The sequence below is a fragment of the Arthrobacter sp. B3I9 genome, from assembly GCF_030816935.1.
In the GTDB taxonomy this organism is placed as follows: Bacteria; Actinomycetota; Actinomycetes; order Actinomycetales; family Micrococcaceae; genus Arthrobacter.
Genome location: NZ_JAUSYO010000001.1, coordinates 1,842,613 through 1,862,921, shown reverse-complemented (window position 1 = coordinate 1,862,921; position 20,309 = coordinate 1,842,613). Strand labels below are relative to the sequence as shown.

Annotated in this window: 14 protein-coding genes, 1 pseudogene and 1 riboswitch; of the genes and pseudogenes, 4 read left to right on the top strand and 11 right to left on the bottom strand. The window is 68.0% G+C overall.

Features of this window, described 5'->3' with window-relative positions; all coding sequences use genetic code 11:
- Positions 1-114: 114 nt before the first annotated feature.
- From QFZ65_RS08705 to QFZ65_RS08685, 5 genes are all read right to left on the bottom strand, one after another.
- Complete coding sequence (locus QFZ65_RS08705; protein WP_306909731.1) at positions 115-357, bottom strand: RNA-binding protein; 243 nt, start codon at positions 355-357, stop codon at positions 115-117.
- Position 358: 1 nt separating this feature from the next.
- On the bottom strand, positions 359-778 hold the full coding sequence (gene rpsP / locus QFZ65_RS08700) for a 30S ribosomal protein S16 (RefSeq protein ID WP_306909730.1): 420 nt from the start codon (positions 776-778) through the stop codon (positions 359-361).
- Positions 779-986: 208 nt separating this feature from the next.
- Positions 987-1,424 (bottom strand): hypothetical protein, encoded by a 438-nt coding sequence (locus tag QFZ65_RS08695; protein ID WP_306909729.1) that lies wholly within the window; start codon positions 1,422-1,424, stop codon positions 987-989.
- 578 nt (positions 1,425-2,002) lie between these two features.
- Complete coding sequence (locus tag QFZ65_RS08690; RefSeq protein WP_306909728.1) at positions 2,003-2,878, bottom strand: VOC family protein; 876 nt, start codon at positions 2,876-2,878, stop codon at positions 2,003-2,005.
- 82 nt (positions 2,879-2,960) lie between these two features.
- A complete protein-coding gene (locus QFZ65_RS08685; protein ID WP_306909727.1) occupies positions 2,961-4,061 on the bottom strand; it encodes an amidohydrolase family protein in 1,101 nt (366 codons plus the stop codon).
- A 93-nt stretch (positions 4,062-4,154) separates the two neighbouring features.
- Positions 4,155-4,262: riboswitch (TPP riboswitch) on the top strand.
- Here QFZ65_RS08685 and thiC point away from each other — a divergent pair.
- The gene (thiC, locus tag QFZ65_RS08680) at positions 4,257-6,092 is read left to right on the top strand and encodes a phosphomethylpyrimidine synthase ThiC (RefSeq protein ID WP_373427572.1); all 1,836 of its coding nucleotides are present in this window, start codon (positions 4,257-4,259) and stop codon (positions 6,090-6,092) included. Its footprint overlaps the riboswitch before it by 6 nt.
- Here thiC and QFZ65_RS08675 read toward each other — a convergent pair.
- A complete protein-coding gene (locus tag QFZ65_RS08675) occupies positions 6,089-6,847 on the bottom strand; it encodes an alpha/beta fold hydrolase (protein ID WP_306909725.1) in 759 nt (252 codons plus the stop codon). The genes thiC and QFZ65_RS08675 overlap by 4 nt on opposite strands.
- Before the next feature lie 131 nt (positions 6,848-6,978).
- Positions 6,979-8,565, bottom strand: a complete 1,587-nt coding sequence (gene ffh, locus QFZ65_RS08670) for a signal recognition particle protein (RefSeq protein WP_306909724.1) — start codon at positions 8,563-8,565, stop codon at positions 6,979-6,981.
- Positions 8,566-8,716: 151 nt separating this feature from the next.
- On the opposite strand from ffh, the gene QFZ65_RS08665 reads away from it, so the two are divergent.
- Positions 8,717-10,105 carry a glucose-6-phosphate dehydrogenase gene (locus tag QFZ65_RS08665; protein ID WP_306909723.1) on the top strand — a complete coding sequence of 463 codons (1,389 nt, stop codon included), beginning with the start codon at positions 8,717-8,719 and terminating at the stop codon, positions 10,103-10,105.
- An 89-nt stretch (positions 10,106-10,194) separates the two neighbouring features.
- Here the strand turns inward: QFZ65_RS08665 and QFZ65_RS08660 are convergent.
- Together QFZ65_RS08660 and QFZ65_RS08655 are read right to left on the bottom strand one after the other, a co-directional pair.
- Positions 10,195-10,541: pseudogene (locus QFZ65_RS08660) on the bottom strand (P-II family nitrogen regulator).
- Complete coding sequence (locus QFZ65_RS08655; RefSeq protein WP_306909722.1) at positions 10,538-11,899, bottom strand: ammonium transporter; 1,362 nt, start codon at positions 11,897-11,899, stop codon at positions 10,538-10,540. Before QFZ65_RS08655 ends, QFZ65_RS08660 begins: the two are co-directional and overlap by 4 nt.
- 235 nt (positions 11,900-12,134) lie before the next feature.
- Here QFZ65_RS08655 and QFZ65_RS08650 point away from each other — a divergent pair, with 235 nt between their 5' ends.
- Together QFZ65_RS08650 and QFZ65_RS08645 are read left to right on the top strand one after the other, a co-directional pair.
- A complete protein-coding gene (locus QFZ65_RS08650) occupies positions 12,135-13,385 on the top strand; it encodes an MFS transporter (protein WP_306909721.1) in 1,251 nt (416 codons plus the stop codon).
- A gap of 172 nt (positions 13,386-13,557) precedes the next feature.
- Entirely contained in the window at positions 13,558-15,144 is a 1,587-nt protein-coding gene (locus tag QFZ65_RS08645; RefSeq protein ID WP_306909720.1) for a hypothetical protein, read from the top strand.
- Positions 15,145-15,163: 19 nt separating this feature from the next.
- Here the strand turns inward: QFZ65_RS08645 and ftsY are convergent, their stop codons facing one another.
- Complete coding sequence (gene ftsY, locus QFZ65_RS08640; protein WP_306909719.1) at positions 15,164-16,378, bottom strand: signal recognition particle-docking protein FtsY; 1,215 nt, start codon at positions 16,376-16,378, stop codon at positions 15,164-15,166.
- A gap of 116 nt (positions 16,379-16,494) precedes the next feature.
- On the bottom strand, positions 16,495-20,109 hold the full coding sequence (smc, locus tag QFZ65_RS08635) for a chromosome segregation protein SMC (RefSeq protein ID WP_306909718.1): 3,615 nt from the start codon (positions 20,107-20,109) through the stop codon (positions 16,495-16,497).
- Between the last annotated feature and the right edge of the window lie 200 nt (positions 20,110-20,309).

The window sequence follows — 20,309 nt, the reverse complement described above, 5'->3', positions numbered from 1 at the left end:
GTTCCTCTGTTCCGGGTTTTGCGTTGCTGGAAAAAGTTGGAGGGAAAAAAGTCCGGCCCCTCCACCATTATCTGGTGAAGGGGCCGGACCGAAAAACAAGTACTGCTGGAAGCGTTACCGGCGGCGGTCGGTGTCGACGACGTCGACCCTCACGGCCTCGCCATCCGCCAGCGCCCCGATCACAGTGCGCAAAGCGCGCGCCGTGCGGCCCTGGCGGCCGATCACCCGTCCGAGGTCGTCCTGATGAACACGCACTTCGAGGGTGTCCCCGCGGCGGTTGTTCTTCGCACTGACCTTGACATCCTCAGGACTGTCAACGATCCCGCGGACGAGGTGTTCGAGCGCTTCGGCCAGCAAGTTACTCGGCCTCGGTGGTCTCTGCTGCGTCGGCGGGGGCCTCGGCTGCTTCGTCCTTCTTGGCCTTCTTGGTGATGGCTTCCGGGATGATCACGGAACCCTTTTCCGGGGCAACGAAGGCAACCTTGGGAGCCTTGGTCTTCAAGGTGCCCTCCTGGCCGGGGAGACCCTTGAACTTCTGCCAGTCACCGGTGATCTTGAGGATCGCGGCAACCTGCTCGGACGGCTGTGCGCCGACGCCGAGCCAGTACTGGGCACGGTCCGTGTCGACCTCGATGTACGAGGGCTCTTCGGTCGGGTGGTACTTGCCGATCTCTTCGATGGCACGGCCATCACGCTTGGAGCGTGCGTCCATGACGACGATGCGGTAGTACGGTGCGCGCATCTTACCGAAGCGCTTAAGGCGAATCTTTACGGCCACTTTTGTGGTCACTCCTGTTTCTGAAACGGGGTCGAGCCCGGCGTTCTGCACCCGTGGGGCGGGCCGTACTAGGGGGTTCTAAAAGGACAAGATCAGGACGTGGAGAGAGGGGCCACGCAGATCGAGTACCTGTCCATTGTGCCAGATCACCGGCGGGATTTCGACTTGACACCCGCGGCGGGCTCTTTCGGCGGATTTCTCCTAGGCCTCAGGAGGTCCAGACGTACAACCCGGCCTTCGTGGTGGGGTCCACGCCGGCGGCCAGCTCGGCGAGCTGCCGGACGTAGCGCCCGGCCTGCTCGGCACCGAAGGGCATGTCCTCCTCGGCTGCCCAGCTCTCGGAGACCTCTGCCAGGATGTCGCCTTCCCCTTCGGTCTCGTAGCTCAGCAGCTCCGCCAGGGCCCGGACCATGGCGGCCGGAACACCCAGCAGCGAGTCACTGGACACATCCACCATCGCGAGCTCATAGTCGGCGCCCGCTGCGTGCACCGCGGCGCCGGCCAGATCGCCGAGCCGCTCGATCTCGAAGTCGCTGATGTCTGGGATCCGGACGGCGCCGGGTGCGGCTTGGCGGCCGCTTTCGAGGTCGGCTGCGCGCTTGAGGGCTTCATCGTGGGTGGCGGCAAAGACTTCGGTGAATCCCATCGAACTCGTCCTTAGGTGTCTGGCGGCGCAGGGCCGCGGCTTTCAGCGTCGCTTTAGCCTAGCCGCTCCAGCCCGGCCGGCGCTCCGACGGGGCGTGCGCTCCCTTGGACGCGCTTTGCCCGCAGGACATGCCCTCCCTTGGCCGCGACCAAGGGGCATGCCCTCCCTGACCACGCCTCACCCGCTGGACATGCTCTCCGTTGACCGCCGCCAATGGACATACAGCCACTATGTCCATTCCGGGCCGCGACCATTGGACATGCCCCGTGGTCCCACCGGGAACGTTGAGCATGTCCAATCCATGCCTCGCCGACCGGACATGCTCTTCCTTGGCTGCGACCGATGGGCATGCCCTCTCTGACTACGCTTCACCGGTGGTCATGCCCTCCGCTGGCCGCAGCCAATGGACATACAGCCACTATGTCCATTCCACGCCTCAACCATTGGACATGCCCCGTGGTCCCAGCCGGGAACGTTGAGCATGTCCAATCCAGGCCACGACCGTTGAGCATGTCCATTGGCGGACTACCAGGGCTGGACATGCTCCCTGCCGTCCGGCGACGAGCGTTGGTTCAAGCTCAGCGCACAGCCACGCGGATCCGGTTGCGCCACGGGTCCTCGAAGCGCAGTTCGGCGCCGGTGTGGTGGGACTGGACGCCGGCGGTCTGGAGGCGGTCCGCGAGCGCTCCGACGTCGTCGCCGGAGGGTACTTCGATCAGCACCTCACCGAGTCCTAGCGTGTCCCTGCGGGGGCCGGCACCGCGGCTGTTCCATACGTTCATGGCCATGTGGTGGTGGTAGCCGCCTGCGGACACAAAGAGCGCCTGGCCGTGCCAGCCTGCGGTCTTTTCAAAGCCGAGCGTCCCCACGTAGAACTCCTGCGCCGAGTGCACGTCCCCCACCTGCAGGTGGACGTGCCCGACGCCGGCCTCCGCCTCGCGCTGCCCGGTCACGGATTCCTCGGTGAGGAATGTCTCGAGGTACCGCTGCGGCGGAAGGGCCAGGCTGTCCATCACCACGTTCTTCCCCTCCCACGACCAGGCCTCGCGGGGACGGTCCCAGTACAGCTCGATGCCGTTGCCCTCAGGGTCGCTGAAATAGAAGGCCTCGCTGACGAGGTGGTCGGCGCTTCCGGTGAAGGACTGCGGCTCATACTGGGCGGCAGTGGCGACGGTGGCGGCGAGGGACGGCTGGTCCTCGAACAGCAGGGCGGTGTGGAAGAGGCCGGCTTCACCGCGGGAAGGGATGGCGAGGCCAGGCGCCGGGGCGAGGTGGACCAGCGGTTTGTGCCGGCGGCCCAGGTAGAGCCCGCCGTCCTGCTCGGCCACGATCTCGAGGCCGAGGGCGCGCTGGTAGTAGTCCGTCATGACCTTCATGTCGCCGACCTTGAGCATCACGGTGCCCATGGTGAGGTCGGCGGGAAGAAGGTCCTGGGTGCTGGCTTCTGCTGTCATGTGATCGCTCCGGGTGCTTCAGGGGCCATCGACCGTCGATGACCTTACCTAGAGATAAATTACTTGAAGCTTCAATTTATTCCTAATGGCCGTGCTGCTTCCCTTGAATGTGTTTGCCCCGCAGTACGATCTGGCTGGGCCGGCGCAGCGTACCCAGATCCTTCCGCGGGTCCTCTGCGCAGACCAGCAGGTCCGCACTCGCGCCCTCGCTGATCGCCTCCGCGCCCAGCCAGGCCCGTGCAGCCCAGGACGCGGCGTCGAGGGCGGCCGCAGCCGGAAGTCCGGCCGAGTGCAGCGCCAGGACTTCATCGACAATCCGCCCGTGCTTGATGACGCTGCCTGCATCCGTTCCGGCGTAGATCCGTACTCCCGCCTCGTATGCCTCCTGAATCCGCTCGCCCCGGCGCTCCCAGAGCAAACGCATGTGGGCGGCGTAGCGGGGGAATTTGGCCTCGGCCTGCGCCGCGATCTGCGGGAAGGTTGCGATGTTGATCAGCGTGGGCACGACCGGCACGCTTTGCTCCACGAAGCGCGGCAGGTGCCGCGGGAGCAGGCCGGTCGCATGCTCGATGCAGTCGATGCCGGCGTCGAGCATGTCGTCCAGCGTGTCCTCCGCAAAGCAGTGCGCCGTGACCCTTGCGCCCTCGTCATGGGCCGCCTGCACAGCGTCCCTGAGCGCCCGGGCCGGAAAGCTGGGGGCGAGGTCTCCGGCGTCGCGGTCGATCCAGTCCCCCACCAGCTTGACCCACCCGTCGCCGGCCCGGGCCTGCTTGCGAACGGCTTCCACCAGATCCTCCGGCTCCACTTCGACGGCGAACCCGCGGAGGTAGCGCCGGGTTCTCGCGATGTGCCGGCCGGAGCGGATGATGCGCGGCAGGTCTTCCCGGCGCTGCAGCCAGCGGGTATCGTGCACGGCGCCGGCGTCCCTCACGAGCAGGGTGCCGGCGTCGCGGTCGGTGAGTGCCTGCGCCTCGGCCACCGCGTCCGGAACGTCTCCGCCAGGGCCGAGGCCGATGTGGCAGTGCGCGTCAACCAGTCCTGGGATGACCCATCCGTCCAGCACGCGGTCCGCCGCGGCGGCGGGACGGTGGGACGTCAGGATCCCGCCGACGGACCAGAGCCCGCGGCGTTCCCGGTCCGGTCCGGTGAGGACGGGACCGCTGAACTCGATGATGCTGCTCATGCATCCAGCCTAATCCGCCGGACGTTCCGGCCGCCCGGCGCAAGGCTTTGCTGCCCCTGACAGCGCCTGCCCGCCACGCTGTGGTAGCTTCGTCTACGACCACACGGGTGCCCCTGCAGGGGCTGAGATCGGGCTGAAGCAGCCTGCGACCGTTGAACCTGTCCGGGTAATGCCGGCGAAGGAAGTGAGTATTCCGTGAATACGCCATTGACACAGCACAGCCCTGTCCAAAACCAGCCGGTCCAAAACCAGCCTGTCCGGGATGAGGCCGTGGGCACCACCCAGTCACTGAAGGCCCACTCGCTGGCCTTCGCCACCGACCCAGAACACGGCATCCGCGTTCCGGTGACCGAGATCGCCCTGGCGGACTCCCCCGGAGGAGCCCGCAATGACCCGTTCCGGGTCTACCGCACCGCGGGCCCTGGAAGCGATCCGGTCCGGGGTTTGGAGCCCCTCCGTACGCCATGGATCGAAGCCCGGGCGGACACCGAACCCTATGCCGGCCGGCAGCGGGACCTGCTCGACGACGGAAAATCCGCCGTGCGCCGGGGTGCCGCTTCCGCCGAGTGGCGGGGGCTTCGCCCGGTGCCGCGCCGCGCGCTCCAGGGCCGGACGGTGACGCAGATGCGCTACGCCCGGGACGGGATCATCACCCCGGAGATGCGGTTCGTGGCGCTGCGGGAGAATTGTGACGTCGAGCTGGTCCGCAGCGAGGTGGCCGCGGGCCGCGCCATCATCCCCAGCAACGTCAACCATCCCGAATCCGAGCCGATGATCATCGGGAAGGCCTTCCTGGTGAAGATCAACGCCAACATCGGCAATTCGGCGGTGACCAGTTCGATCGCCGAAGAAGTCGACAAACTCCAGTGGGCGACGCAATGGGGCGCGGACACCGTCATGGACCTCTCCACCGGGGACGACATCCACACCACCAGGGAGTGGATCATCCGCAACTCCCCCGTCCCCATCGGAACCGTCCCGATTTACCAGGCCCTGGAGAAGGTCAACGGTCAAGCGAACGAACTCACGTGGGAGATTTTCCGCGACACTGTGATCGAACAGTGCGAGCAGGGCGTGGACTACATGACCATTCACGCCGGGGTGCTGCTGCGCTATGTGCCTCTGACCGCCAACCGGGTCACCGGAATAGTGTCGCGCGGCGGTTCCATCATGGCGGGCTGGTGCCTGGCGCACCACGAGGAGAACTTCCTGTACACCCACTTCGACGAGCTCTGCGAGATTTTTGCCAAGTACGACGTCGCGTTCTCACTGGGCGACGGCCTGCGGCCCGGAGCGACGGCGGACGCCAACGATGCTGCGCAGTTCGCCGAGCTGGACACCCTCGCCGAACTGACGCAGCGGGCCTGGGAGTTCGACGTGCAGGTCATGGTGGAAGGCCCGGGGCATGTCCCGTTCCATCTGGTCCGGGAGAATGTCGAGCGGCAACAGGAGCTTTGCAAGGGCGCCCCCTTTTACACGCTCGGACCGCTGGTGACGGACATCGCTCCCGGCTATGACCACATCACCTCCGCGATCGGCGCTACGGAGATCGCCCGGTACGGCACCGCCATGCTTTGCTACGTCACGCCCAAGGAGCACCTGGGGTTGCCGAACAAGGACGACGTGAAGACCGGGGTGATCACCTACAAGATCGCCGCCCATGCGGCCGACCTGGCCAAGGGCCACCCCGGGGCGCACGAGCGCGATGATGCCCTGTCCAAGGCCCGCTTTGAATTCCGCTGGCGTGACCAGTTCGCGTTGTCGCTGGACCCCGTGACGGCGGAAGCGTTCCACGACGAGACGCTGCCCGCGGAACCGGCCAAGACGGCGCATTTCTGCTCGATGTGCGGGCCCAAGTTCTGTTCCATGCGGATCAGCCAGGACATCCGCAAGGAATACGGCTCTGCTGATTCGCAGGCCGCTCTGGCCTCCATGGCGGCCGGGATGCGGGCCAAGAGCAGCGAGTTCCTCGCCTCGGGCGGCAAGGTCTACCTGCCGGAACCTTCCCTTGGCGGACCCGCAGCCGGCTAAGACGCCTGGGCGTGCCGGCGCCGGCCGACGTCGGCGATGAAGGACCGGATGACCCGGTCGCCCTCGCTGGAATCCTGCGGCCGGTGCCCGCCCGGCGCGACGCGGTGCAGGGCGCCGGTCTCACGAAGGTAGCCGGCGATTTCCTCATAAAGCGGCTCCCAGCCGCCGGTCAGGACCAGTGTGGGCACGCCGGGGACGATCTGCAGGGGTGCTTCCCACGAGGGTGCCTGCAGCCTCAGCCGCCTGGCCTCGCGCTGTTGTTCAACGGTCGGTCCCGCGGAGGGTGCACTTGGGCCGTCCGCCGGGCCCGAGGCCGCAAAGGCCCTGCGCACGTACTCCGCCTGGAAATCGTCGTCCGCCAGATGCTGCCGGACGTCGAAGAGCGGCTGCATCATGGCCAGGTGCGCGGCCGTGGCAGGAAGTTCCGCGGTGAGTGAGAGGCAGGCCGGTTCAACGAGGGTGAGCGACTGCACCAGGTCCGGCCGCTCGACCGCGGCCATCATGGCCGCGACGGCACCCTGGGAATGTGCCACGACGTGTCCCCCGGCCTCACCCCGGCCGTCGTCGGCGAGGGCGTCCAGCACAATGGCGGTGTCGATGCCGAAGTCGGACTCCACGGGCTCGGCGACCGCGTCAAACCCATGCCTGCGCAGGAACAGCGCGTCATAGTCGAGCGCCATTCCGTGCTGTTTCGGCCACGCCGCGGCGCCGAAGCTGCCGGCCCCATGGACGAAAATTACGCGCTGCTTGAACATGCTCCAACCCTAGGGCACAGGCCCGTCAATGGTGGGACCCGACATAGCGGACGCGTCCCGGTTCGCCGCGTCCGGGTGCGGACGCGTCCCGGTTCGGCGCGCCGCCGGCGTCCGGCCCGGCGGCCCGGTACCTACTTGCTGCCGCCGAGGAACTTGTCGAAGCCCTTGGGAAGGTTCAGCTGGGAGGGATCGAAGTCACCGCCCTGCTGGCCGAAGGAGGCGCCCGTGGGCAGGGCCTTGGCACCGGCGGCACGCCGCGCCTCCGCCTCCTTCAGCTCCTGCGCGGCTTTGGCCGGGTTGCCCGAGCGGGCCTTTTTCTTGGGAGCATTCTTGGCACCCTTGCGGGCTCCCCCTCCACCCATCCCGGGCATCCCCGGCATCCCCGGCATTCCGCCGCCGGCCGCCATCTTCTTCATCATCTTCTGGGCCTGGCCGAAGCGCTCCAGCAGGCCGTTGACCTCGGAGACGTGCACGCCCGAGCCGCGGGCGATGCGGGCCCGGCGGGAGCCGTTGATGATCTTGGGCGCGACGCGCTCGTGCGGGGTCATGGACCGGACGATGGCCTCGACGCGGTCAATTTCACGCTCATCGAACTGTTCGAGCTGCTGCCGGATGTTCTGCGCACCCGGCATCATCATGAGCATCTTCTTCATCGAGCCCATGTTGCGGATCTGCTGCATCTGGGCGAGGAAGTCGTCCAGGGTGAAGTCTTCCTGGTCGGCGAACTTCTTCGCCATCCGGGCGGCCTCATCCTTATCCCAGGACTTTTCAGCCTGTTCGATCAGGGTGAGCACGTCACCGAGGTCGAGGATGCGCGAGGCCATGCGGTCCGGGTGGAAGAGCTCGAAGTCATCCAGGCCCTCGCCGGTGGACGCGAACATCACCGGCTTGCCGGTCACCGACGCGACCGACAGCGCGGCACCGCCGCGGGCGTCGCCGTCGAGCTTGGACAGCACGATGCCGGTGAAGTTGACGCCCTCATCGAACGCCAGCGCCGTGTTGACGGCGTCCTGGCCGATCATCGAGTCGATCACGAACAGGACTTCGTTGGGGACGATGGCCCGGCGGATCTGGCGCGCCTGTTCCATCATGTCGGCGTCGACGCCGGTACGGCCGGCGGTGTCGACGATCACGACGTCGTGCAGCGTGCGGCGTGCTTCCTCGACGCCGGCACGCGCGACGGCGACCGGGTCACCGGCCGGATGCTCGAGCTCGGTGATGGTGGCGCCCGGGTGCGGGGCGAACACCGGCACGCCGGCGCGCTGCCCGACAATCTGGAGCTGGTTCACGGCGTTGGGGCGCTGCAGGTCGGAAGCGACCAGCATGGGGCTGTGGCCCTGGGCCTTGAGGTGCTTGGACAGCTTGCCGGCGAGCGTGGTCTTACCGGCACCCTGGAGGCCGGCGAGCATGATGACAGTGGGACCGCTCTTGGCGAGCCGGATCCGGCGGGTTTCGCCACCGAGGATCTCGACGAGTTCCTCGTTGACGATCTTGACGATCTGCTGGCCCGGGTTCAGTGCTGCGTTGACCTCGGCTCCGAGCGCCCGCTCCCGTACGCGGGCGGTGAATTCGCGGACCACGGGCACGGCAACGTCGGCGTCCAGCAAGGCCCGCCGGATCTCGCGGACCGTGCCGTCGACATCCGCCTCAGTGAGGCGGCCCTTGCCGCGGAGGTTCTTGAAGGTTGCTGTCAACCGGTCAGAGAGTGAATTGAACACGCGCCGTGCACTTCTTTCAGTGGATCTGCGGATGGCGGCCGGTCCGGCACGCCAGCGTCGCGACTGATGTTCGCCTGAACGAACCGTCTCGACAACGGGACTCGACTATCTAGGGTACCAAGACGCGCCTCGAAGATGGCATGCTGACAGGGTGACCAGCCAAACAACTGTGAAAACACTGCTCATCCTCGGCGCCTCGGGCGACCTCACCGGGCGGCTGCTGCTGCCCGGATTGGCCCGGCTGGTGGCCCGCGGACATGCCGAGGGCCTCACGCTGGTGGGCGCGGGTTCGGACCCGTGGACCGAGGACCAATGGCTTGAACGCGTCGAGGCGTCCTTCGCCGCCGCCGATTCCGAGGCGGAGGCGGACGGCCGGGGCGAGTTGAAGCGGATCCGCGAAACCACCAGCTACCACCAGCTGGACGTCACCGCAGAGGGACAGCTCGCCGGTCTCCTGGGGCAGCTTGCGGGCCCGGTGGCCGTGTACTTCGCCCTCCCGCCGCGGATCAGCCAGCTGGCCTGCGAGGCCCTGGCCCCGGAGCAGGTGCCGCAAGGGACCCGGCTGGTGATGGAGAAACCGTTCGGCTCCGATCAGGAGTCCGCCCGGCACCTGAACAAGGTTCTAGCCACCCTGGCGCCGGAGGACCACATCCACCGGGTTGACCATTTCCTGGGCAAGGCCACGGTGCTGAACATCCTGGGCCTGCGTTTCGCGAACACCTTCCTCGAACCCGTGTGGAACCGGGAGTACATCGAAAAGGTAGAGGTCATCTTCGATGAGGACCTGGCCCTGGAGGGCCGCGCCCGGTATTACGACGGCGCCGGCGCCCTCCGGGACATGATCCAGAGCCATCTGCTGCAGATCATGGCGCTGATGGCGATCGAACCGCCGGCGTCCGTTGACGAGCGTGATCTCCGCGACGCCGTGGCCACGGTTTTGCGCGCCAGCAGCATCAAGCCGCCCTATACGGAGAGCACGCGCCGCGCACGGTACACCGCCGGCTCCATCTCCGGGCGCGAGATCCCAAACTACGCGAAAGAAGAAGGCGTGGACCCGAGCCGGAACACCGAAACCCTTGCCGAGGTCCAGGTGGACATCGACAACTGGCGCTGGCAGGGGGTTCCCTTCATCCTGCGCTCCGGCAAGGCCCTGGGCGATAAACGCAAGGAAGCCGTGGTGACGTTCCGGCCCGTGCCGCACCTGCCCCGGGGGTTCACGGGGGTGGACGCCCCCAACCAGCTCCGGATCGGCTTCGGACCGGACACTCTTCAGTTCGACGTCGATGTGAACGGCCCGGGCAACGTCCTGGACCTTGACCGGGTCACGCTGCAGGCCGAGCTCAGCGCCTCCGAGCTCCTGCCCTACGGCGAAGTCCTGGAAGGCGTCCTGACCGGCGACCCCCTGCTGTCCGTCCGGGCCGACACCGCGGAGGACTGCTGGCGCATTGTCGATCCCGTGCTGCAGGCGTGGGCCCAAGGCAACGTTCCGCTGGAGGAGTACCGCGCCGGGTCATCAGGTCCGGAGGGCTGGACCACCTAAGGCACGCAAAAGACAAGGCATGCAAAAGCGGGCCGGTTACCTTTGTCAGGTAACCGGCCCGCTTCTGTGTCAGGGCTTCTGTGTCAGGCCTAGATGGCGGCGGCCCCGCGTTCCCCGGTGCGGACCCGCACCGCTTCGAACACATCCATCGTCCAGGCCTTGCCGTCGCCGGCCCGGCCGGTGTTCGAGCTGGCGATGATGACATCGAGGATATCGTCCGCCTGTTCGTCCGTGGCCAGGACCTCTACCCGGATCTTGGGCAGCAGGTCCACGTTGTACTCGGCTCCGCGGTACACCTCGGTGTAGCCGCGCTGCCGGCCATAGCCGCTGGCCGCGCTGACCGTGGGGTCGTGAGGCCCTGCACCCCGTAGGCCTCCAGGCCTTCCCGGATGGCATCGAGCTTTTCCGGCCGGACGATTGCTGTAATCAGTTTCATGCCTCCACGCTTTCCTTGCCTGTTGCGGTGCTCTTGTCGTTGGACGCCGGGCCGGCCGGAGCCATTGCCCCGTCCTCGTCCTGCTGCCGGCCCGTGATCAGTTCATGCAGCGGCTGGAAGCTTCCGCCGTGGCCGCCAACACCGAATTCGTAGGCCGTTTCTGCGTGCAGGCTGAGGTCCACGCCCACAACTTCCTGCTCCTGGGAAACCCGGAAGCCCATGGTCTTGTGGATGGCGAACGCGATCACGGCGGTCAGGACTGCCGAGTAGACGATCGCGGTGCCGGCCACGGCGAGCTGTGCCCAGAGCTGGGTGAAACCGCCGCCGTAGAAGAGCCCGCCACCGACGCCGTCGGCCGGCAGGGCGATGAAGCCCAACGCGACGGTACCGATGATGCCGGACACAAGGTGGACGCCGACGACGTCGAGTGAGTCATCAAAGCCCCAGCGGAACTTGAGTCCGACGGCGAGCGCGGAGGCCACGCCAGCCACCACGCCGAGGCACAGTGCGCCGACCGGGCTGACATTGGCACAGGCCGGGGTGATCGCAACGAGGCCGGCCACAACACCGGAGGCGGCGCCGAGCGAGGTCGGGTGTCCGTCGCGGATCCGCTCAGTGACAAGCCAGCCGAGCATGGCCGCTGCCGGGGCTGCCAGGGTGTTGACCCAGATCAGGCCGCCCTGCTCCGCGGTGGTAGCGGCTCCAGCGTTGAAGCCGAACCAGCCGAACCAGAGGATGGCCGCGCCAAGCATGACGAAGGGGATGTTGTGAGGGCGGTGGTTCGGATCCTTGCCGAAGCCCCTGCGGTTGCCGATGATCAGCACGAGGACCAGCGCGGCAACGCCGGCGTTGATGTGGACGACCGTGCCGCCGGCGAAGTCGATCGCGGGGCCGAGCGCCTGGCCGATGGCGCCTTCGGGACCGAAGAGCCCGCCGCCCCAGACCATGTAGGCCAGCGGGCAGTACACCAGGGTGACCCAGACCGGAACGAACACGCTCCAGGCACCAAACTTGGCGCGGTCAGCGATCGCACCGCTGATCAGTGCCACCGTGATGATGGCGAAGGTGGCTGCGTAGCCGACCTTGATCAGTCCGTCCGGGGTGGTGATCCCTTCGAGGCCGAAGGTGGCGAAAGGGTTCCCGACAATCTCCAGGAAGCCCTCGCCGGAGCTCATCGAGGCGCCCCAGAGCACCCAGACCACACCGACCATGCCGATGGAAATGAAGCTCATCATCATCATGTTCAGTGCGGCTTTGGCGCGCGTCATGCCGCCGTAGAAAAATGCGAGCCCTGGTGTCATGAACAGCACGAGTGCCGCCGCCACCATCAGCCATACGTGACCTGCGGTAAGTTCCATGGTGCACGTCCTCCCTTGCTTAGATGCGATCTTGGTTGATGCTGCGGATCACTCCGCCTGTCCCAACGCGGTTTGCGTTCTAAGAAGAGTTTTGCCCCGCCGTGTTTCGCCGGCGCAGGATTTAGATTGCCGGGTTGTTACAAGAACCTCCCGCAAGTAAATGGTGCGTTCCCGCTTTGTTACGGTTATGTTTCACCCCTTACATCCGCGTTAACCGATCGAGGTCCGCAGCATCATGAGCAAGACCCCGCGCCGCGCCGGTCATTCCCGGGCCGAGGCCGCCGGCCCGCGCCCAAGCCGCCCGCGGCTGCCCCGTGACATCAAGGTGATGCTGGTCGCCGCCTTCCTGATCGCGCTGGGCTTCGGCCTGGTGGCGCCGGTCCTCCCCCAGTTCGCCACGACGTTCGACGTCGGAGCCACGGCCGCCGCCGTGATCGTCAGCATCTTCGCGTTCATGCGACTCGTCTTTGCTCCCGCGGGCGGGGCCCTGATCGTCAGGCTGGGCGAACGGCCGGTGTATGTGGCCGGACTGCTGATCGTGGCAGCCTCCACCGCCGCGTGCGCCTTTGCCCAGGACTACTGGCAGCTGCTGGTCTTCCGGGGCCTGGGCGGAGCGGGATCGGTCATGTTCACGGTGGCGTCCATGGCGCTCGTGATCCGGCTGGCCCCGCCGGAAAGCCGCGGCCGCGTCTCCGGGGCCTACGCCTCGGCCTTCCTGATCGGGAACGTCTGCGGCCCGATTGTGGGCGGCCTGCTCGCGAGCTTCGGCCTCCGGATCCCGTTCCTGGCATACGCGGCCGCCCTGGTCCTCGCCGCGCTCGTGGTGCAGACCCAGCTGAGCCACGTTCCCGCCGCTTCCCGGGCGGAGGGCGGCAGCGTTCCGGCCATGGAGCTGCGCGAGGCCCTGCGGGACAACGCCTACCGTGCTGCGCTGTTCTCAAGCTTCGCCAACGGCTGGGCCACATTCGGCGTACGGATGGCCACGGTCCCCCTGTTTGCCGTGGCCGCCCTCGGCGCCGGGCCAGGGTCCGCCGGCTGGGCGCTGGCCGTGTTCGCCGGCGGCAACGCCGCGGCGCTGACCGTCTCCGGAAGGCTCGCGGACGACCTGGGCCGGAAGCCGATGATGCTCGCCGGTCTGCTGATCACCGGCGCCGCCACGGCAGCCATCGGCTCCACGCACGAGCTGCTCTGGTTCCTCGTGGCCTCAGCCGTGGCGGGCATCGGGGCGGGCCTGCTCGGCCCGGCCCAACAGGCCGCCGTCGCCGACGTGGTGGGCAATGAGCGCTCCAGCGGCCGTGTCCTCGCCGTCTTCCAGATGACGGCGGACAGCGGGGCGATCATCGGGCCCGTCTGTGCCGGGCTGCTGGCGGACCGCCTGGGCTACGGCTGGGCTTTTGGTGTCACGGGCGGAATCCTGGTGGCCGCGGCAGCGGGCTGGCTGCTGGCCCGGGAAACCCTGCGTGAACGCAACCCGGCTAAGCCCTGACCTGAGCTCCCCGGATGCCGGTTGCGGTCCGTGGCCGGCCCGGGCCTTTGGCTAAGCTGGTCCGACGTGTAGGAACTTCCGGAGGTACTGGCTTATGGCGCCCATCGACCAACCACCTGCGGATCGATCGGCTCCCAGCCCGGGCGACGCAGCCAGCAGGAAGCGTTCCCGGTTGATCGCCGCCGGCGGAATTGTCGTCGTCGTGGCCGCCGCCGCGGTGGTCATCCCGATGACGTTCGGCGTGCCGGCACCCCAGCCTGCGGGCCCGGCCAGCGCCAGCGTCAGCAAAGCGCCGGAAACTCCGCCGGCCCCTACGTACTATGAGCAGGCCGGGCCGCCGCCGGGATCGCGGCTGGAACCGGTGGAACCCCTCAAAGTGAACGTGACGGCTGAGCCGGTAGGCACGTCCCTGAACAAGGGCCTGACGGGCATTTCATTGGAGGCCACCGACCTTGGTGATCCCGCGCTTGACGAGACCAACCCGACTATGGTCAAGCTGCTGCAGGAGATCGATAAGCCCGTCCTGCGCTTCGGCGGCAACTCCGTGGACCGCCGGTTTTTCTGGACCTCCACCGGCGAGGCGATCCCGGCCGGCTACACGGGAGACAAGACCCGCCCCGTTCGGGCCGTGGGGCCGGACGACCTCACCCGGGTCAACAAGCTCCTCGTGGCCGGAGATGCCGCCATCGCCCTCACCGTGGACCTGGGCCACTACAACCCGGGCCGCGCAGCCGACATGGTCAAGTACGCCTCGCAGATCTTTGGGGACCGGCTGCTCAGCATCACTATCGGCAACGAGCCCAACGGCTTCGTCTATAAAGACGTGAAGACCAACGGATACACCGTGGACCAGTACATCCGGGAAATGCAGGCGTACGCAAACGCCATCTACGCCGTGGCCCCCGACGTGCCGATCGCCGGTCCGGGCGCCTACGACCAGAAATGGTGGCAGCCGTTCATCGACGCCGACATCCCGCAGAAAAAGATCTTCACCTTCCACAACTACCCGCTGTACAGCTGCGACGGCAGCGACCCCACCGCCTCGCCGACGATGGCCAACCTGATGAGCGAGCTCATGCACGTCCGCGGGAACGACTACCAGCTGAGCGCCGTCAAGGTGGGCCAGGCAGCCGGCCTGGAAACCTGGCTTCCCGAGACCGGCATTGCAGCCTGCCCCGGCTCGAACGAGACCTCGCGCACGCACGCCTCGGCCCTGTGGACGGTGGACTACACCCTCAACGCCGCCCAGCTGGGGATCACCAGGGTCGGATTCCACAGTTCCCTGCAGACCTGCAAAGGCGGCCCGCCCATGTCCGCGATCTGCAGCGCCGGCGCGTATCCGGACGGCAACGGCCAGATGTCCGGCCGCGCCAACTTCTTCGGCATCTCGATGGTTGCCGAGCTGGAAGGCGGAAAGTTCCTGAAGCGGGACAGCAGCGGCGGCGGGCTGATGTACAGCTACGCCCTGCAGAACGCCGACGGCAGCACCACCGTAGTCCTGGTCAACGAGAACGACCCCCAAAAGGCCGCCCAGACCGATGTGACGCTGACCCTGCCGGGCAAGCCCCGCACCGGAACGATGACGCAGCTGACCGGAACCAGCTTCACGGCCGAGGACCAGACGTTGATCGACGGCGCGAAGTCCGAGCCGACGCCGCCGGACGAGCGCGCCACGGTTCCGGGCTTCCAGGTCGGATCCGCGACGCAGGCCTTCAAGCTGACGGCCGGAACTGCCACGGTGCTGCACTTCACGTACTGACGCCGCTCCCTTGAGCGGGTCAGTTGAGCAGGGCGTCGACGAAGCTTTCCGCCTCGAAGGGTGCGAGGTCATCGGCGCCTTCGCCGAGGCCGATGAGCTTGACCGGGACGCCGAGGGACTTCTGGATGGCGACGACGATCCCGCCCTTGGCGGTGCCGTCCAGCTTGGTCAGGACGATGCCGGTGATGTTGACGACCTCCGCGAAGACCCGCGCCTGGTTCAGGCCGTTCTGGCCCGTCGTGGCGTCCAGGACCAGCAGGACCTCGTCCACCTCGGCGAGCTTCTCGATAACCCGCTTGACCTTGCCGAGCTCGTCCATCAGGCCGACCTTGTTCTGCAGCCGTCCTGCCGTGTCGATCATCACGACGTCGACTTCCTGGTCGATGCCGGCTTTGACCGCCTCATAGGCGACCGACGCCGGGTCCGCCCCGTGCACGTCGGACTTGACGGTGGGTACTCCCACGCGCTGCCCCCAGGTGGCCAGCTGTTCTGCGGCGGCGGCGCGGAAGGTGTCCGCGGCGCCCAGCAGCACGTCCTTGTCCTCGGCGACGAGGACGCGGGCAAGCTTGCCGACGGTGGTGGTCTTGCCGACGCCGTTGACGCCGACCACGAGGACGACGGCAGGCTTGTTGCCCTGCCGCTCGACGCGCAGGCTGCGGTCCATCGTGGGGTCCACGAGCTTGATAAGTTCCTCGCGGAGCAGTGCCTTGACGTGCTCGGGGGACCGCGTGCCGAGGACCTTGACCCGTTCGCGGAGCGCGTCCACGAGCTGCATGGTCGGCTCGGTGCCGAGGTCCGCCAGCAGGAGGGTCTCCTCCACCTCGTCCCAGACGTTCTCGTCGATCTTGTCCCCGGAGAGCAGCACCAGCAGGCCCTTGCCGAAGACGTTGTTGGACCTCACAAGCCGTTCCCGCAGCCGCACCAGGCGGCCGGCCACCGGCAGCGGGGTCTCCACCGGAACTGTTTCGAGTCCGGCGACGGTATCGGGCACCTCGACCGTTTCGAGTCCCTCGAGGTCGGTGCCCTGGGGCGCCCCCCGCTCCCGCGTCGGCGCCGGCCAGTCCTCGACGGCTGTTGATCCGGCCCGCTGGCCGGGGACCACGGGGTCGTTCTCATCACGGGTGCCCGGGTAGTTCGTGATGTTCTTCCGGGTCTTCAGGAGCACCGGAATCAGCGCACCGAGGACCACCAGGGCAGCGAGAATGGGCAGGATAATTGGGAGGATGTCGTTCACACCCCTAGCTTCTCACAAACGGGAAAGGGGCCGCGGAGGCGAACGGCGGCGCATCCGGCGGCCGGGAACCCGGTTCAGGCATCCGCCGGTTCAGGCGTCCGCGCGCAGCAGCCGGTTCAGGCGTCCGCGCCGAGCCGCTGGCTGATGACAGTGGAGACGCCGTCCCCGCGCATGGTGACGCCGTAGAGCGCATCCGCAACTTCCATGGTGCGTTTCTGGTGCGTGATGACAATCAGCTGGCTGGACTCGCGCAGTTCCTCGAAGATGGTGATCAGCCGGCCCAGGTTGGTGTCATCCAGCGCGGCTTCCACCTCGTCCATGACATAGAACGGCGAGGGCCGGGCCTTGAAGATCGCCACGAGCAAGGCCACGGCCGTCAGTGAGCGTTCACCGCCGGAGAGCAGCGAGAGCCGCTTGATCTTCTTGCCGGCCGGGCGGGCTTCGACCTCGATGCCCGTGGTGAGCATGTCCGACGGGTCGGTGAGGACCAGCCGCCCCTCGCCGCCGGGGAACAGCCGCGCGAAGACGCGGACAAACTGCGCCGAGGTATCCGCGAAGGCTTCGGCGAAGACCTTCTGCACGCGCTCGTCGACCTCTTTGATGATGTCGAGCAGATCCTTGCGGCTGGATTTGAGGTCCTCCAACTGGGAGCTCAGGAACTGGTGGCGTTCCTCCAGCGCCGCGAACTCCTCGAGGGCCAGCGGGTTGACGCGGCCCAGGGCGGAGAGGTCGCGTTCGGCCCGCTTGAGCCGTTTTTCCTGTTCTTCCCTGACAAAGGGCACGCCGGAGACGATCTCGCGTCCTTCCTCATCCACGGGGGCGCGCAGGGCGGCCCATTTGTCCACGGATTCCGCTGCGGGCACGGGCACCGGCCGGTCCGGACCGAAGTCGGCCACGAGCTGGTCCGCCGTGAGCCCCAGTTCCTCAACGCTCCTCAGTTCCAGGGCTTCGATCCGGAGCCGCTGCTGCGCACGCGCCAGTTCGTCGCGGTGCACGGAGTCCGTCAGTTCGGCGAGCTCGCGGGCCAGGGCATCGTTGCCGGTGCGGACCTCGGCGAGTTCGCGGTCCATGAGTTCGCGCCGCTCTTCAGCACTGTCTCGCTCCTGGCGTGCCAGCTCCACGGAGACGTCGATGAAGCCGATGACCTGCTCCACTGCCGCGGACACGGCGGCGGCACGTCCGGCCTGCAGCCGGCGGCGGCGGGCCCGTTCCGCGGCCTCCTCGCGGGCACGGCGTTCTGTGGCGGCTGCACGTTCCAGGGCGGCCGCCCGGTTGCGGGTGGCCGCAAGCTGCTCCTCGGCGCTGCGCAGGGCGAGCCGTGCCTCCATTTCGGCATTGCGGGCCAGCGAAGCGGCCAGCGCGAGGGCATCGCGCTGCTCCGCCGACGGCTCCTCCTCGGCCGGCACCTCCTGGGCGGCGGCGAGCCGCGCAGCGGCAGCCTGGAGCGCCTCCTGTTCCCCGGCAATGTTCGCCTCGGCCTTGGCGAGGGACGCGGCGAGCCGTTCGCTTTCGCCCACGGCGCTGCGCAGCACGGAATTGAGGTGGCCCAGCCGCTCGGCCACGGCCGCCAGCCGGGCATCCGAGTCATGGAGTTTGTCGAGGGCGGCGTCCGCGCGCTCCTGCGCTTCGGCTTTCCGCGCCTGCGCGGCGGACAGCGCGAAGCGGTTCCGCTCCAGGGCGGCGGTCACCGTTGCCAGTTTCGCGGAGGCGTCGTCGACGGCGGCCTGGACCTCGAGCAGGGAGGGTGCCTTGGCGGATCCGCCGCTGACGGTCATGGCGGTGAAGACGTCGCCGGCCCTGGTGACGGCTGTCAGCCCGGGCCGCTCCGAGATCAGGTGCGCGGCGGCGTCAAGGTCGTCGACGACGGTGACGCCCGCCAGCAGGCGGGCCAGCGGCAGTCCGGGGGCCTCCTCCGGAGCGCTGGCGGTGACCAGGCCGGCCGCCCACCGCGCCCCCTGCGGCAAAGCGTCCTGTGCGATGTCCCCTCCGGCGGGGCCGCGTCCCGGGTCGACCCCGGCAGGCTCCGCGAGCAGCAGTGACGCCCGTCCGGCGTCGTCCTCCTTGAGGCGTTGGACCGCGGCGGCGGCGGCCTCCCCGTCCCGCACCACGACGGCGTCGGAGGCGGCGCCGAGGGCCGCGGCGATGGCGGCCTCGAATCCGGCTTCCACCGTGATCATCCCGGCGAGGGCGCCGAGGACGCCCGGCAGGCCCGTGCCGAGCACATGGGCCGCGCCGTCCTTGCGGTTGAGGCCGAGCTGCAAGGCGTCACGGCGGGCCACGAGCGCGCCACGTTCCCGTTCGCCATCACGTTCGGCAGCCTTCAGCGCGTCAATTTCCATCGTGACGGCATCCAGGGCTGCACTGGCGTCCTCGTAGTCGGCGTCGAGGGTTTCCTCCCCTTCCTCCACCCCGGCCACCTGCGACTCCAGAGCGGTGAACTCGCTCTGGGCGTGCCGGCGGCGCTCCTCCCCCGCCTTCTGCGACTCCCGCAGCCGGCCGAGTTCCGCCTGCGCGGACTCCACCCGGGAGCGCGCCGCGCCCACCTGGCCGGCGAGTTTTGCCAGGCCCTCGCGCCGGTCGGCGGCGGCCCGGAGAAGGGCCGCGAGGCGCTTGTCCTCCGCACTTGCGGCGTTCTCCGCCTCCTGCTTGGCGGCAGACGCGGCATCCAGCGCACCGCGCCGGTCCAGGATCTGCTGCTCCAGCGCGGCCTGTTCCGCGCGGACGCGGGCGGCCTGCCGGTCCAGCTGGTCCGGGTCCCGGCCGGAGTCCGGGACGGCGTCCGCGGTGCCCAGCAGGCGGCGGCGCTCCTCGGCCAGGGACCCCAGGGACCGCAGCCGTTCCCGCCCGGCCGAGAGCTGGTACCAGTTGTCGCGGGCCGCGTTGAGCTTCGGGGTCGCCTCGGCGGCCAGCTGCTCCAGGCCCGCCTGGCGCTGCCGGCCGCTCTCGAGGTCACGCTCGACGACGGCACGGCGGGCCTTGAGCGCGGACTCGTCCGCGGCGTCCTGCGCCAGTGCGGACTGCAGCTGCACGAGGTCGTCGGCGAGGAGCCGGCAGCGGGCGTCGCGGACTTCGAACTGGACGGTCTGCGCACGCCGGGCCACCGCTGCCTGCTTGCCGAGCGGGGTCAGCTGGCGCCGGATTTCTCCGGTGAGATCGCTGAGCCGTTGCAGGTTGGCCTGCATGGCTTCGAGCTTGCGGACCGTTTTTTCCTTGCGCCGCCGGTGCTTGAGGATCCCGGCGGCTTCTTCGATGAAGCCGCGCCGGTCTTCGGGGGTGGCGTGCAGGACCTTGTCCAGCTGGCCCTGGCCGACAATCACGTGCATTTCCCGGCCCAGGCCGGAGTCCGAGAGGAGTTCCTGGATGTCCAGCAGCCGGCAGCCGGCCCCGTTGATGGCGTACTCGGAGCCGCCCGTCCGGAACAGGGTGCGGGAGATCGTGACTTCGCTGTAGTCGATCGGCAGGGCGCCGTCGCTGTTGTCGATGGTGAGGGAAACATGGGCGCGGCCCAGCGGCGGCCGCCCGGACGTCCCGGCAAAAATAACATCTTCCATTTTGCCGCCGCGGAGCGTCTTGGCCCCCTGCTCGCCCATGACCCATGCCAGGGCGTCCACAACGTTGGACTTGCCGGATCCGTTGGGGCCCACGACGGCGGTGACGCCTGGCTCGAATTCAAAAGTCGTCGCGGATGCGAAGGACTTGAATCCCCGGACGGTCAGGGTCTTGAGGTGCAAGGTGCTTCGGTTCTCCTGCTCGGCGGACGTGGATGGTGGGAACAGCCACGCATACTTACAATCTACTGCGGGGCCGAGACAATTCCGCACAGGACCGCGGCAGAAGCGGGGCACATGTCCCGTTTTGCATATGCAGGAATGTAACGACTCGGTGCATAGTTAAGCCCTTGGGCTTGTGCTTGACGGAGCGGTGACCCGCC